This is a genomic window from Chryseobacterium sp. CCNWLW53 (assembly GCF_037083525.1).
Lineage (GTDB): Bacteria > Bacteroidota > Bacteroidia > Flavobacteriales > Weeksellaceae > Chryseobacterium > Chryseobacterium lathyri.
Window position 1 is genome coordinate 887,802 of the sequence record NZ_JBAOJR010000001.1, and the last position, 15,093, is coordinate 902,894.

Here is a 15,093-nt window from a genome sequence, read left to right on the forward strand (position 1 = left end):
TACATTATACTGACTAATGTAAAAAAACTAAATATGTTTCTAAAGTTCCTCAGGCTCGAAATCAAGAGCTTTTTCCGTGGTACTTCTGTAGGGGTGAATCTTGCCATGAAGATCCTTCGTTTTATAGGAATCCTCTACTTTATGGCGTGCCTGGCAGGAGGTGCTTTTGCCGCATTCTTCTATGTGCGGGACGAAATGCACCAAGATCCTTTAAAAGCGATTTCAAAACTTGTAGTGGTTGCCTGGGCACTGGACCTCATTCTGAAATACATCTGGCAGGAAATGTCTACCCAGAATATCAAACCGTTTCTGACCCAGAATATTCCCAAGAATACACTGGTCAATTATATGCTTGTGAAAACCTTTCTTTCGGCATTAAGCTGGCTGAATTCTTTATTCTTTATTACATTTTCCCTTATTGCACTGTTCAATGGATACAGTGTGACGGGTATTTTGGCCTGGTTAATCGGGATTTCTTTTTTGTTTTACCTTAATAATTTCATTAATATTCTGTTTAATGATAAGGAAATAGTAGCAATTATCATAGGGCTTCTATTTGCTGCGGTGGCTGGGCTTGGGTATTATAATATAGTCCCTGTGCTTTCTTACTCAGAGAGATTTGTTTACAGTTTCTACAAGAATCCTTATATGATTGTAATTCCGGTTATGCTGTTTTTCAGTCTTTGGAAAATATGCTTTAATTACGTCCGGAAAGAATTTTATTTGGATCAGGGGCTTGAAGCTAAAAAACAGTTTGGGAAAACGGAAAATATTGCTTTTCTAAACAAATATGGCGTTATCGGAACCTTTATCAACAATGATATTAAAATGCTGAGACGGAATAAAGTCACCAAAGGAATTCTGATCGGAAGTTTTTTCTTTCTTTTTTACGGATTGCTGATGTATACCTCTGTGATTTATAAGACGCCTGCCATGATGATGTTTATGGGACTGTTTGTAACAGGAGGCTTTCAGTTTCTCTTCGGGCAGCGGGTTCCTGCATTCGACAGTTCTTACTATCCATTGATGATGACGCTGAATGTTCCTTACAAAGAATATCTCAAGGCAAAATGGTGGCTGATCAATATTGTGACGGCAGCTTCAATCATTGTTGCATTATTTTATGCTTATTTCGGTTGGGAAGTTTATATCACATTTTTGGCAGCAGGACTTTATAATATCGGAGTGAATTCCCAGCTTACCCTTTGGTCCGGGGCATTTAATAAAACCCAAATTGATCTGAATTCAAAAGAAAAAAGAATAGGACAGAAAAACAGCTTTAATCTGAAATCCATGCTCTTATTAATTCCGAAAATGCTGCTTCCAATGGGTGTTTTTGCCCTTTCAAAATATTTCTTTGGAATTACGGCTGGAGTTGTAAGCATCGCAGTTTTTGGACTTGCAGGATTCTTCCTCAGAGAAAAAATATTCGATATCATCGTCAAACAATATAAACGCGAAAAATACAGTACACTAGACGCATTTAAAAACAAAGATTAACTATGATTACTATCAATAATTTATCCAAGACTTACGGAACTGCCACAGTTCTTAATATTGAGCATCTTGAAATCCCTAACGGTGAAACCTTTGGACTGGTAGGAAACAACGGAGCCGGAAAAACCACTCTTTTCAGTCTTATGCTTGATCTGATTCAGCCTACTACAGGCTTCGTAAGTATTGATGATATCAAGGTGAATGAATCTGAAGCCTGGAAAAACAAAGTTTCTGCTTTTGTAGATGATACTTTCCTGATTGGCTATCTGACACCGGAAGAATATTTTTATTTTATCGGAGAACTGAGAGGCCAGAATAAAGCCTCCATTGATGAGTTTTTAAAGCCATTTCACGATTTTTTCAATGGTGAGATTCTTAATTCAGGAAAATACGTCCGTGATCTGTCAAAAGGAAATCAGAAAAAAGTAGGAATAGTAGGAGCTGTCATCGGAAATCCGGAGATCATTATCCTTGATGAACCTTTTGCGAACCTGGATCCTTCCACCCAGATCAAACTGAAAAATCTGATCAAAGAACTTTCAAAGCAGGATGGTGTAACTTTTCTGATCTCGAGCCATGATCTTTCCCATACCACAGAAGTCTGTAACAGAATCGTTGTTGTGAATAAAGGACAGCTTGTAAAAGATATAAAGACCAATCCGGAAACGTTAAAGGATCTTGAACAGTATTTTGCAGATCAGGTTTCAGTGCCTTCAGCAGTTAGTTTATAATAAAAAGGCCGAGAAAATTTTCCCGGCCATTCCATCAATTATTTTAAATAGGATCTTCCTCTATCGGAATTGCACACATATCTACATGCACCATGCACAACCCCTGGCAAGGATTGTCCGTGGGAATACTGCAGCATGCATAATAGCCATTGTACTGAACAAGATACCAGTTTGTAGGACAGCGCGGAATAACCGCACCTCCAAATACCTGTTACAGGCTTTCTCTGCTGAATTTTTTTAAATTTTTCATAAGATTAGTTTTTATATTATATCACTAATATATGAAATTATATAATTGAAATAGATTTAAAATTTTGAATATCAGTATTTTATACAAATTAAAAGCCTCAGGATTCCTGAGGCTTTTCTACATTTAATCTATAATTCTAAAAATTTATTTCAGGCTTCCCACCATATCTTCCGGCTTCACCCATTCGTCAAACTGCTCAGCCGTTAAAAAGCCAAGGTTTACAGCTTCTTCTTTTAGAGTAGTGCCATTTTTATGGGCTGTTTTTGCAATTTTTGCTGCATTTTCGTAACCGATGTGGGTGTTTAAAGCAGTAACAAGCATCAATGATTTGTCTACCAGTTCTTTAATTCTCTCATGGTTGGGTTCAATACCTTCCGCACAATGATCATTGAATGAGATACATGCATCTGCAATCAATTGGGCAGACTGAAGGAAATTGTAGGCCATAACAGGTTTGAAAACATTAAGTTCATAATTCCCTTGCGTTCCTGCAAACGAAATCGTAGTATCATTTCCTAAAACCTGGGCACAAACCATAGTCATTGCTTCATTCTGTGTAGGATTTACTTTTCCAGGCATAATAGAAGATCCCGGTTCATTTTCCGGAATATGAATTTCCCCGATTCCTGAACGTGGTCCTGACGCTAATAACCTGATATCCTGGGCAATCTTGAATAAAGAAACAGCCAGTTGTTTTAGTGCGCCGTGAGATTCCACAATCGCATCATGAGCGGCCAGCGCTTCAAATTTATTTTCAGCCGTAACAAAAGGATGGTTCGTAAATTTCGCGATATATTCAGCTACTTTTATATCATAACCGTTTGGAGTGTTAAGCCCTGTACCTACTGCGGTGCCGCCCAAAGCAAGTTCAGAAAGGTGGGGAAGTGTATTTTTTAAAGCTCTTAATCCAAATTCAAGCTGAGCTCTGTATCCTGAAAATTCCTGTCCCAGAGTAAGCGGAGTAGCATCCATAAGATGCGTTCTGCCGATTTTTACAATATCTTTAAAAGCTTCTGCTTTTGCAGCAAGTGTATTCTTTAATTTTTCAACAGCAGGAATGGTTACCTCCACCACTTTCTTATAAGCGGCAATATGCATGGCTGTAGGATAAGTGTCATTGGAAGACTGTGATTTATTCACATCATCATTCGGATGAATTTCGGATTTGTCGCCTAAAGTTCCTCCATTGTTAACATGAGCCCTGTTTGAAACCACTTCATTAACGTTCATATTCGATTGCGTTCCCGAGCCCGTCTGCCAGATCACCAATGGAAACTGATCATTCAGCTTTCCTTCCAGGATTTCGTCGCATACCTTAGCAATCATATCTCTTTTCTCTGCAGAAAGAACGCCAAGATCAGTATTGGTGTAAGCTGCTGCTTTCTTTAAATAAGCAAAAGCTTCAATGATTTCGTGGGGCATAGAACCTTCAGGTCCTATCTTAAAATTATTCCTTGAACGTTCAGTCTGTGCTCCCCAAAACTTATCTGCAGGCACCTGAACCTCTCCCATAGTATCCTTTTCGATTCTGTAATTCATTGTGATTGAAATTTTTATAAAGTTAATTATAAACGCAGAATCACGCAATTTATAATCATTATAAATATCAATACAGATGACTGATTTTACTCATGCTTTTTTGAGGATGCCGTATTTTTGCACAAACAAAAATTGAATGGATTTTAGATATCAGGATCCGTATCCGATCCAGAAAGACGATACGGTGTATAAAAAGCTTACATCAGATTACGTAAAGGTTGAAAAATTAGGAGAAAGAGAGATTTTGACCATTGATCCTAAGGGTCTTGAACTTCTGGCTGAAGAAGCAATGGCAGATGTTTCTTTTATGCTTCGCTCTTCACATCTTGAAAGTCTGAGAAGAATCATCGACGATCCGGAGGCTACTGATAACGATAGATTCGTTGCCTATAACCTGTTGCAGAATGCTGCGGTTGCCGTTGAAGGAGCTCTTCCTTCATGCCAGGATACAGGTACGGCTATTGTAATGGGGAAAAAAGGAGAAAATGTTTATACAGGGGTTGATGACGGAGAATATTTAAGCAAAGGAATTTACAATACTTATCAGAAAAGAAACCTGAGATATTCCCAGGTAGTCCCTTTGACGATGTTTGACGAAAAAAATTCAGGGTCAAATCTTCCTGCACAGATTGATATCTATGCTAAAAAAGGAGATTACTACGAATTTTTATTTTTAACGAAAGGAGGAGGTTCTGCCAACAAAACATTCCTTTATCAAAAAACCAAATCATTACTGAACGAAAAATCTCTTGAAGAATTCGTTAAAGAAAGAATTTCAGATCTGGGTACAGCGGCATGCCCGCCTTATCACCTGGCGCTGGTTATTGGAGGAACTTCTGCTGAAGCGAATCTGGCTGCCGTGAAAAAAGCATCGGCAAAATATTACGATCATCTTCCGACAGAAGGAAACGAAGCAGGACAGGCCTTCAGAGACCTTGAATGGGAAGCTAAAGTTCAGAAAATCTGTCAGGAAAGTGCTATCGGAGCGCAGTTTGGAGGGAAATACCTTACCCATGATGTAAGAGTAATCAGACTTCCTCGTCATGCTGCTTCTTGTCCGGTCGGAATGGGAGTTTCATGTTCAGCAGACAGAAATATCAAAGGAAAAATTACAAAAGAGGGTATTTTCCTTGAACAGCTTGAACAGGATCCGAAAAGATTTTTACCGGATACACCTCCACACCTGGAAGAGGCTGTTGAGATTAACCTAAATAAACCAATGCCGGAAATTCTTGCCGAACTGTCCAAATACCCGATCAAAACAAGATTGAAGTTGAACGGAACGTTAATTGTAGCAAGAGATATTGCCCACGCAAAGATCAAAGAGATCATCGATAGCGGAAAACCGATGCCGGAATATTTCAAAAATCATCCGATCTATTATGCAGGACCGGCAAAAACTCCGGAAGGAATGGCTTCAGGAAGCTTCGGGCCTACGACAGCAGGAAGAATGGATGTATACGTTGATGAGTTCCAGAGCCACGGCGGAAGTATGATCATGCTGGCCAAAGGAAACAGAAGTAAGGATGTTACCAATGCCTGTGGTAAATATGGAGGATTTTATCTGGGATCCATCGGAGGACCTGCAGCGATCCTTGCCAAAGACAATATTGTGTCTGTAGACGTTGTAGACTTCCCGGAACTGGGGATGGAAGCCGTAAGAAAAATTGAAGTAAAAGATTTCCCGGCATTCATCATTACAGACGATAAAGGCAATGATTTCTTCGCAGATCTTGCCCACTAATTAGTTTAAAATCAAAATAAATTATAAAATAGGGCTTCTATCTTTTGTGTACAAAACAAAAAAGTCCTATTTTTGCCTAAAATCTTAGAGAATGATAACTATTTTATCAGCATTTTGGCCGTTTTACCAGTTCCTATGGACTGTATTCTTTATAATTATGTTCTTAGTAGGATTCTGGTGTATCTTCATGTTCTTCGGATTGGTAATCCCAATGTGGTTAACTGAAGGTCTGAAAGAATATTTCGGAAAAGTAAAACCTTTCGACCCTGAAGATATCAGAAGAAAACAGGTAAATGAGCAGGAAGGTGTAGAAGTAATCTTCAGCAACCCTAAAGGGAACGGACCTTTCATCCATGATCACGGACATCATCATTAATTGATTGTCATTGCTTTTTCACCTGAATTCTGAAAAAGTAATATCAAAGCAAAACAACATATATAAACCGCTTAATTGTTTAGGCGGTTTTTTTATTACCCGTTTCTCAGCTTTTCCGGGGAAACTCCGAATTTTTTCTTAAATGCACGGGTAAAATTCTGGACATACTCATAACCACATTCAATAGCGATTTCCTTAATCATAATGTCTTTGTCGATGATCATTTTCTTTGCCTTGAGCATTCTCAGTTCCGAAATATAATCCGTCACGGTCATATCATACTGATGTTTAAATTCTTTCCTGATCTTATTATGGCTGATACCCGTCAGCTTTCCGATGTCTTCTGCTTTTATATTTTTGTGATAATTCTCATCGATGAACTTTTTGACGGTAAAAGAAATGCCAGGCTCTTCCCGGGTATTGTTTTTTTCATTGAATTGCTCAAAAATAAGGATGAGGAGTTTAATAATCTTTGCCTCGACAAATAACCTCTGTATCATTCCTTTCTTTGAATAGCTGATCAGCTCATTTAAAATCATGTGCATTTCTACAGTCATGTAGGGAGGAGTTTTCTTGTGGAGAAAAATATAATTGTTCCGGATCATATTTTCCAGAATTTCCGCATTTTCTCTGCTCGATTCGGGATCGATAAGGTTAAAGATATGCTGGTAATTGATCTGTATCTGGAAATATTTGATAGTTTCCTGGCTTTCTGTCCAAAGTTCGGCTGTGCTTTCCTGAGAAGAATAGTGGAGGATATACTGGTTTTTTCTGAACATGAATTTTGTTTCACAGTCATTCGCTTCTAATCTGATATTGGGGCTTAGCAGAAAGAGAAGACTGAAGCTCGCCTTACTCTCAATCATATGTAATCTTGAAAACTTCTTAGGCTGATGCTCTTCCTGCATGATCATCTTGATATGGTCGGAAGTGAAAAGCAATCCGTTTCTGGAGGAATTCTTCATACACAATGATTTAGGGATGTATAATTTTTTGAAACAAAGCCTAACATCAGATAACAAAAAGTTTGGAAATGATAACTCAGGGTTAAGAATGAAAGGTAATTTTGCACAAAATTAAATTAAATTTAGAATAATTAAAAATAATATTAAATATGTTTCAAAATTTACATTTTGCGATGCGTAAAATAGGCACCGGTTTAGCATTGCTGACCATCGCAGGAAGTTATCTATATGCCCAACAATGGGAAGATGTAGGAAGTGCAGCGGGAGTTTCAGCAGCTGGAAGCAGTTATAATAACCTGACCGTAGACCAGACAGGGAATTATTACCTTTCTTATTATGACACTTCTGTCGCTAAAGGCTCTGTACAGAAATTCAATGGAACTTCATGGTCATATGTAGGAGGATCTCCAGGAATTACAGAAGGAACGGCAACATTTAACTCCCTGTCATTAGACAGTTCCGGGAATGTTTTTTATACCAGTCAGATTGGTTATCCGGGTTCAGGAATTGCAGCACAGCAGTTTAACGGAACTGTATGGTCATCGCTTCCCAACGTTACAACATCAGCAGCTAACTATCATGCTTCTGCAGTTTCTCCATCTAACATACTTTTTACATTTGGAGGTCAGAATTCAGGAACAGTACAGCGTTATATAAACGGAGCCTGGGAACAGGTAGGAAATACAGGATTTTCCAATGGGGCTACATTTGCAGAAATGGTTATAGGATCTGATCAAAAAGTATACACCTGCAGTATATCCGGAGGTGTAAGGGTGTATCAGAATAATACTTCAGCAGCGGCTACGGATGCATGGAGCCTGGTTGGAGGAAGTATTGTAGATGCCGCTTCTTCCTCAGAACAGTATACCTCAGATATTGCTATAGATGGAAATAATAATCTGTATGTAGCTTATGTTTCCAGTTCGGCTAACGGGCAGAAACTGAACGTTAAGAAATTTGAAGGAAATGCATGGGTACAGCTTGGACAGGCTAATTTTTCCGGTGGGAAGGTACAGCACGTAGCTATAGCGGTGACCCAGTCCGGACAGCCTTATGTGGTTGCCAGCCGTTTTGAAAATGATGATCTGTTAAGAAATACAGTGTATAAATTTGATGCTGCTATCCAAAATTGGGTGACTTTAGGCGGGAATTTTATTTCTGACGGAGAGGCAAGATATAACGACCTGGCCATAGACAGAGCAAATAATTATTTGGTGCTGGCTTACACGGAAGATGTTACTAAAGTGAAAAGAATTCCGTTAGACGGTGTTCCGCCTGGCTGTACCAATACAGACCCGGGCAGCAATGCTGGAGATACGGGCTGTGTTACTTTTACTTACCGTGGACAGCAGGTTACCTATGCAACTGTAAGAGGTGGTGACGGAAATATATGGCTGCAGCAAAACCTGGGAAGCTCTCAGATTGCCTCTGCCATGGGTGACGAGAGTTCCTATGGAGACCTTTTCCAATGGGGAAGATGGGATGACGGACATCAGCTTAGAAATTCAGCAACAGCGGCTCCGGTATCTCCCAATTCACCGGACGGATTAGCTGGTTTGAGTGCTTTTATCATTGGTTCACCTTCATGGTGGGGAACCTTTGAGGCTACCGATAAATGGAGTGCTTCAGATCCTGCAAATGTATCCAAGCATGTAGGGGCAGATCCTTGCCGGGCTGTAGGAACAGGCTGGAAAATGCCATCGCAGGCAGAATGGACAGGTATTGTGAATGCAGAAAATATTGCCAATCCCGGCACAGCTTACAACAGTCACCTGAAACTTCCTGCGTCCGGTTACAGAAGTTCTTCCAACGGGGCACTTACGTTTGCAGGACAGAGAGGGTATTTCTGGAGCTCGGATACATCAAATTCAGGGGGGAAATACTTATATATAGGCTCTACCATTGCCAATCCTTCTTCAGGGGCGATGAGGGGACAGGGTTCTGCGGTAAGATGTATAAAAACTGCTTCTGCTCTTGGAACATCTGATATCATAAGAAATATTGAAACAGTGGGAATGTATCCTAACCCGACAAACGGGATCCTTAATATCAAAACAGATTCACTGATTGAAAGTGTAAATGTGACCAATATGACAGGGCAAAGACTTAATAATGTACAGCTTGTTAATAATCAAATCCATATGAACGGACTTCCGGATGGAATTTATATCGTGGAATTAAAATTAAAGAACGGCCATATTTTTTCTAAGAAAATTATTAAAAACTAGGTCCTGTTCCGTTTGATTGATCAGCAAAGCCTTTTGTTGTGGAATATCATGATTAGTTTATTTTATTTTAAAAATAGTTCATTACAATTACTTTTCCTGCAAAGACCTGTGAAAAAACTCACGGGTCTTTTTATGTGAATAAAAAAATGAAGAACTTAAAGAAAAATAAATCCTATATTCGATAAAAAAATAAAAAATGAAGAAATTTTATTCCCTTATTTATCTGTTTGTTGCAGCCTTTGTTTTTGGGCAGATCAACTACACGATTGCCCCGAATCCATTTAATGAAACGGATGCTATTACTTTAACCGTTCCGGGAGATCAGATTGATGAAGCAGCCTGGGGTGTTTCAAATAATGCCATTTATATCTGGTCCTGGTCCTTGGACACTAACTATCAGAACAGCCAGGACTGTCCTACAAACGGCAGCTGGAATAATTCTAATGAGCTGAATAAGCTCACTTACAATTCAGGGACAGACACATATTCTCTAACCTTTACTCCTACTGCTTTTTATGGAAGAACGGGAATCGGAAGGTTCGGGTTTTTATTAAAAGATAAAACCGGAGCTCACCAAACCTCTCCCGATATATTTGTCAATGTAGGGATCTTAAATTTGAACTTAACCAATCCGGCTGCGAATAGTCTGACTACAGTTCCGGCAGGAAATTCAGTCAATATTACGGCGTCCACCAATGTTGCCTCAACATTTCAGCTAAAAGCAAACGGAGCAGTAGTAAATTCTACTTCAACTCCTTCACAGTCGTATAGTTATAACTATACGGTGACTCAGGATGCCAATATGGAACTGATTGCAACAGCCAATTCAAATACTAAGAATGCTACATTCATATTGCAGGTCCCAAGAAATGTCATTTCTGAAGCAATTCCGGCTTGGATCAGACAGGGAATCAATTATAATCCTACAGACAATACAAAAGTAGGTCTTGCTCTTTATGCACCTTATAAAAACTTTGTTCATGTCATCGGAAGTTTTAATAACTGGACTGTGAATGACACTTATTTAATGAAGCGGGATACTGCAAATCCTGATCTTTACTGGATTGAACTGACCGGATTGACTCCACAACAGTTATATACTTTCCAGTACAGAACGAATGATCTGAGAAAAATAGCGGATCCTTATTCACCGCAGATCTTGTCTTCTTATGATGATCAGTGGATTTCGGCATCTACTTATCCAAATCTGCCTGCATTTCCGGTAGGTCAGGATTTTGAAGTTTCAATGTTTAAAACAGGCCAGGCACCTTACAATTGGCAGGTTATGAACTTTCAGAGGCCCAGTAAAGAAAATCTGGTTGTGTATGAACTGTTGCTAAGAGATTTTACTCAGGAAAAAAATTGGCAGTCACTAATCAACAAGATAACATATTTAAAGAACCTAAATATCAATGCTATTGAGCTTCTTCCTATTATGGAGTTTGATGGTAATCTTTCATGGGGATATAATCCGTCTTTTCATTATGCTTTAGATAAGGCCTATGGCACTCCGGAAAAATTCAAAGAATTTGTAGACATCTGCCATCAAAATGGGATTGCAATAATTCTGGATGTTGCTTTTAACCATGCAACGGGGCGGTCCCCATTGGTAAGACTCTGGAATATTGATCCGGATGGTGATGGCTATGGTGATGTTGCAGCCAATAATCCTTACTTCAATCAGGTGCCAAAGCATTCTTATAATGTTTTCCATGATTTCAACCATTCAAGTGCAGCAACTAAATATTATGTCGAAAGGACTTTACAGCAATGGCTGACTGAATATAAAATTGATGGATTCCGTTGGGACCTGACAAAAGGGTTTACCCAAAACTGTTCTGCAAATGATGAAGCCTGTACTAATGCATATCAGCAAGACAGGGTAGATGTTCTTAAATATTATGCTGATAAACAGTGGGGTATTGATCCGAATTCCTATATGATCTTCGAACATTTGGGAACCGATGCAGAAGAGCAACAGTGGGCCAACTATAGAATTGCCGAAGGAAAAGGGATAATGCTTTGGAATAAGCAGACTGAGCCTTACAACCAAAATACAATGGGCTATAAGGAAAACAGTAACTATGACAGAATGAACCACAGTCTTCATGGGTTTACCAATATGCATGCTGTAGGATATGGGGAAAGTCACGATGAAGAAAGATTAATGTTTAAAAACCTTGCGTATGGTGCGGTTAATGGAAATTACAACGTTACCAATCTGAACACTGCTCTTGAAAGAATGAAAACTTTCGGAGCAACATTCTTTACCATTCCTGGTCCGAAAATGATCTGGCAGTTTGGAGAGTTGGGATATGAATTCAGTATCAACCGATGCGCAGATGGTACCATCAATGATGGATGCAGAATTGATGAAAAGCCTGTTGCCTTTACTTTAGGATATGATACCAACGCCAACAGAAAAGCAGTGTATGATACTTGGGCTAAAATTATCAATATCAGAAATACCTATCCGGTTTTCAAATCCAAAACATATACTGTAGAGTCTAACAATCTTACCAACGATCCTGAAGGCCTGATCACCAGAATTTATGTATATGACAATTCAATAGCGGGAATGAAGAATGTGGTAGTTTTGGCGAATTATACCACTGCCGCTCAAAATGTTGTTCCTTACTTCCCTTATACAGGGCAGTGGCAGAACCTGATGGATAACTCTGTTTCTAATATTGCTTCTACAACAGCTCCTATTACCTTACAACCGGGAGAGTTCAGAATTTTTGGAAATTACGCAGGGGCACTGTCAGCATCTGATGTAAATGCTGCGAATAAACTCTCGCTTCAGATTGCAGATAATCCTGTGAAAAACGGTGTGGCAAAATTAATATATCACAAAGCCAAAAACGGAGAGATTGTTATTTTTGACATGAGCGGTAAAAAATTGGATTCCATTAAATTAAATACCGAAAACGGAACTTATGAATTGAAAGCGAATTACCCGCCGGGGACCTATTTGGTTCATCTACGGTCTGAAACAGGCACTGCCATTCAGAAGATGATTATTAAATAACAAAAGAGGGACGATAAACATCGTCCCTCTTTTTTATAAAACACTACAGAATATATAAATCTAATTTTTGCCAATTAAAAATATTAGTCTACTTTTGCAGTAGATTTATCAAGAAAGGTGGAGGGATTTGGCCCTATGAAACCTTAGCAACCTGCACGACTCTAAAAAGTGTAAAGGTGCTAATTCCAACCCAGTTTGGGGAAGATGAGAAAAGTCAATATTCTGACAACAATTCCATTTCTTGAAGTCTTTTATAGCTGCGGATGAGGTCCGTGGGGAATATTTATGATTAATTTATAAGGACAAAGATGAAAAAGTTAAGCCTGTCTGTTATACTCCTGGGAGCTGTTTTGGTGAACGCACAGGAACAGGAAAAAGGAAATCAGATCGAAGATATAATTATCGTAGGAAACCGCAATACGAAAAGGACAAAACTGGAAACACCGGTTCCCGTAGATGTTATCAATATAGAAAAGCTGCAGAAATCTGCACCACAGACTACGGTTCAGGATCTGCTGAATTATGTGATTCCATCATTTAATTCTGTAAGGCAGTCAGCATCTGACGGGACAGAACATATTGATCCTGTAAGCCTAAGAGGAATGGGGCCGGATCAGGTTTTGGTACTCATCAATGGGAAAAGAAGACACACCACTTCACTGGTCAATTATCAGAATACCGTTGGAAATGGCTCTGTAGGAACAGATCTCAGTACAATTCCGGTAATCGCTATTGACAGGATAGAAGTGTTAAGAGACGGGGCAGCTGCACAATATGGTTCTGATGCCATTGCAGGAGTAGTTAATATTATTCTTAAGAAAGATATAGGAGCATCAGCTTCAGCATCCTATGGAATTAGCGGAAGAAATGATGGTGAAACCTATCAGGCCGGAATCAATTACGGATCTTCTCTTGGGAAAAAGGAAAGTTATATAAACCTTTCATTGCAATTGAGCCACAGAGGAAAGACCACAAGAACTCAAAATCATGATCTGGACATTTTCGGAGATAATTTTGCCTATGAATTTGCTAATGATCCTATCGCGGCCAGAGCTGCTGATGATCAGATTATTAGAGAACGAGGCCTCACCAGGGATGACTTTAATTTTCAAATCGGGGATGCACAAATCAGGCAGGCCCAGTTGTTTTTTAATTCTGAATACCCTTTAAGTGAAAGCTTTAAGCTGTATTCCTTTGGAGGTTTCAGCATTAAAGAAGGAAAAGGCTTCGGTTTCAGAAGGCTTCCCGGAGAAAAAGATAATGTAGTTTCTTCTATCTATCCAAACGGATTTCAGGCCTCTTTGAACTCGCAGGTTTACGACTTTTCTTATGCTGTAGGGGCAAAATATAATGTTAACAACTGGTTGCTTGATGTAAGTAATACTTTCGGAAGCAATACTTTCAATTATAATGTAGACAATACCAATAATGCATCTTTAGGGGCGAAATCTCCAACGAGCTTTTATGCAGGAGCGCACAGCTTTCTTCAGAATACGGTGAATCTTGATGTTTCTAAAAATCTGAATCAGTTTAATATAGCATTTGGGGGAGAATTCCGTTTTGAGCAGTACGAGATCAAACCGGGAGATGAAGCTTCCTACACCCGGTATGATATCAATGGAAATCCTGCGGTTCCCGGATCTACCGTGGAGGGGAATGGCGGCTCACAATCATTTATCGGTTTTTCTCCGGACAATGCTTTAAAGAAATCCAGGAATTCAACAGCCGTATATGCTGATGTTTCTTATGATATCGCTAAAAAATTGAACATAGATCTGGCAGGAAGATTTGAAAATTATTCGGATTTTGGAAATACGCTGAATGGAAAACTGGCCGTGAGATATGAATTTGTAAAAGATTATGCAATACGGGCATCAGTAGGAACTGGCTTCAGGGCTCCATCGCTTCAGCAGCAGTATTTTAATAATTCCTATGCCGACATCTCCACTTCAGGATCGGGAATTGTCACCAAAGGGATTTTCAGGAATGACAGTGATGCAGCCAGAGCGCTTGGATTTGATCAATTAAAACAAGAAACATCAGTCAATGCCAGTGCAGGCCTTACCCTGAAACCTGCCAACAGGCTGTTTGTAACAGTTGACGGATATTGGATCAGAGTAAAAGACCGAATAGTGATCACCAGTAATATCGAAGATCCGAGACTGGCCCAGTACGACGTAGAAAGCGGAAGATTCTTTGCTAATGCAGTAGACACAGAAACAAAGGGAGTAGATGTTGTTATCACTTATGATTGGAAACTGGGTGGAGGAAATTTAAATATCAATCTGGCAGGAAATTATACAGAAACCAAGATCACAGATTTCCATTTTCCTGAAAACCTTGTGCCTTCACAGGATGAATATTTCGGACCGGACCAGATCAATATCATCGAAACACTTTCTCCTAAGACAAAAGCTTCCTTAGGATTGAATTATGCAATTGGAAAATTCAATTTTATGGTGAGAAATACGTATTTTGGCCAGGTCATAAGAGATGGCTACCCATTTGGAAAAGTTCAGAAGTTCTCTCCTAAAGTGGTTACAGATGTGAGTGTAGGCTATGATATAACGAAAAATATTAATCTTACCATAGGAGCCAATAATGCCTTTGATGTGTTTCCGGACCTTCAGATCTATGAAAATTCATACTATGGAGTGTTTAAATATGCGCCGGTCCAGATGGGAACGCTGGGGAGTTATTTCTTCGGAAGACTTAATTTTAATTTTTAACTG

General features: G+C 39.2%; 9 protein-coding genes and 1 riboswitch. Of the genes, 7 read left to right on the plus strand and 2 right to left on the minus strand.

Annotated features, from left to right (window positions below):
* Positions 1-33: 33 nt before the first annotated feature.
* Both V6R96_RS04200 and V6R96_RS04205 read left to right on the plus strand, forming a co-directional pair.
* Complete coding sequence (locus V6R96_RS04200; protein WP_336378091.1) at positions 34-1,500, plus strand: DUF5687 family protein; 1,467 nt, start codon at positions 34-36, stop codon at positions 1,498-1,500.
* A gap of 2 nt (positions 1,501-1,502) precedes the next feature.
* Positions 1,503-2,228, plus strand: a complete 726-nt coding sequence (locus V6R96_RS04205) for an ABC transporter ATP-binding protein (protein WP_223557771.1) — start codon at positions 1,503-1,505, stop codon at positions 2,226-2,228.
* A 394-nt stretch (positions 2,229-2,622) separates the two neighbouring features.
* Here the strand turns inward: V6R96_RS04205 and fumC are convergent, their stop codons facing one another.
* Positions 2,623-4,017 (minus strand): class II fumarate hydratase, encoded by a 1,395-nt coding sequence (gene fumC / locus V6R96_RS04210; protein ID WP_336378092.1) that lies wholly within the window; start codon positions 4,015-4,017, stop codon positions 2,623-2,625.
* Positions 4,018-4,153: 136 nt separating this feature from the next.
* On the opposite strand from fumC, the gene V6R96_RS04215 reads away from it, so the two are divergent.
* Both V6R96_RS04215 and V6R96_RS04220 read left to right on the plus strand, forming a co-directional pair.
* Positions 4,154-5,761 carry a fumarate hydratase gene (locus V6R96_RS04215; protein ID WP_336378093.1) on the plus strand — a complete coding sequence of 536 codons (1,608 nt, stop codon included), beginning with the start codon at positions 4,154-4,156 and terminating at the stop codon, positions 5,759-5,761.
* A 91-nt stretch (positions 5,762-5,852) separates the two neighbouring features.
* The gene (locus V6R96_RS04220) at positions 5,853-6,137 is read left to right on the plus strand and encodes a hypothetical protein (RefSeq protein WP_174772309.1); all 285 of its coding nucleotides are present in this window, start codon (positions 5,853-5,855) and stop codon (positions 6,135-6,137) included.
* Between the two features lie 95 nt (positions 6,138-6,232).
* Here V6R96_RS04220 and V6R96_RS04225 read toward each other — a convergent pair whose 3' ends face one another.
* Positions 6,233-7,102, minus strand: coding sequence for an AraC family transcriptional regulator (locus V6R96_RS04225; protein ID WP_336378094.1), 870 nt, complete (start codon positions 7,100-7,102; stop codon positions 6,233-6,235).
* Positions 7,103-7,251: 149 nt separating this feature from the next.
* Between V6R96_RS04225 and V6R96_RS04230 the strand changes: the two genes are divergently transcribed.
* The 3 genes from V6R96_RS04230 (at position 7,252) to V6R96_RS04240 (ending at position 15,090) form a co-directional block, all read left to right on the plus strand.
* Complete coding sequence (locus V6R96_RS04230) at positions 7,252-9,330, plus strand: T9SS type A sorting domain-containing protein (RefSeq protein ID WP_336378095.1); 2,079 nt, start codon at positions 7,252-7,254, stop codon at positions 9,328-9,330.
* Positions 9,331-9,526: 196 nt separating this feature from the next.
* Positions 9,527-12,361, plus strand: a complete 2,835-nt coding sequence (locus tag V6R96_RS04235; RefSeq protein ID WP_336378096.1) for an alpha-amylase family glycosyl hydrolase — start codon at positions 9,527-9,529, stop codon at positions 12,359-12,361.
* 102 nt (positions 12,362-12,463) lie between these two features.
* Positions 12,464-12,572, plus strand: a riboswitch (SAM riboswitch).
* 97 nt (positions 12,573-12,669) lie between these two features.
* Positions 12,670-15,090, plus strand: a complete 2,421-nt coding sequence (locus V6R96_RS04240) for a TonB-dependent receptor (protein WP_336378097.1) — start codon at positions 12,670-12,672, stop codon at positions 15,088-15,090.
* The last annotated feature ends 3 nt before the right edge of the window (positions 15,091-15,093 follow it).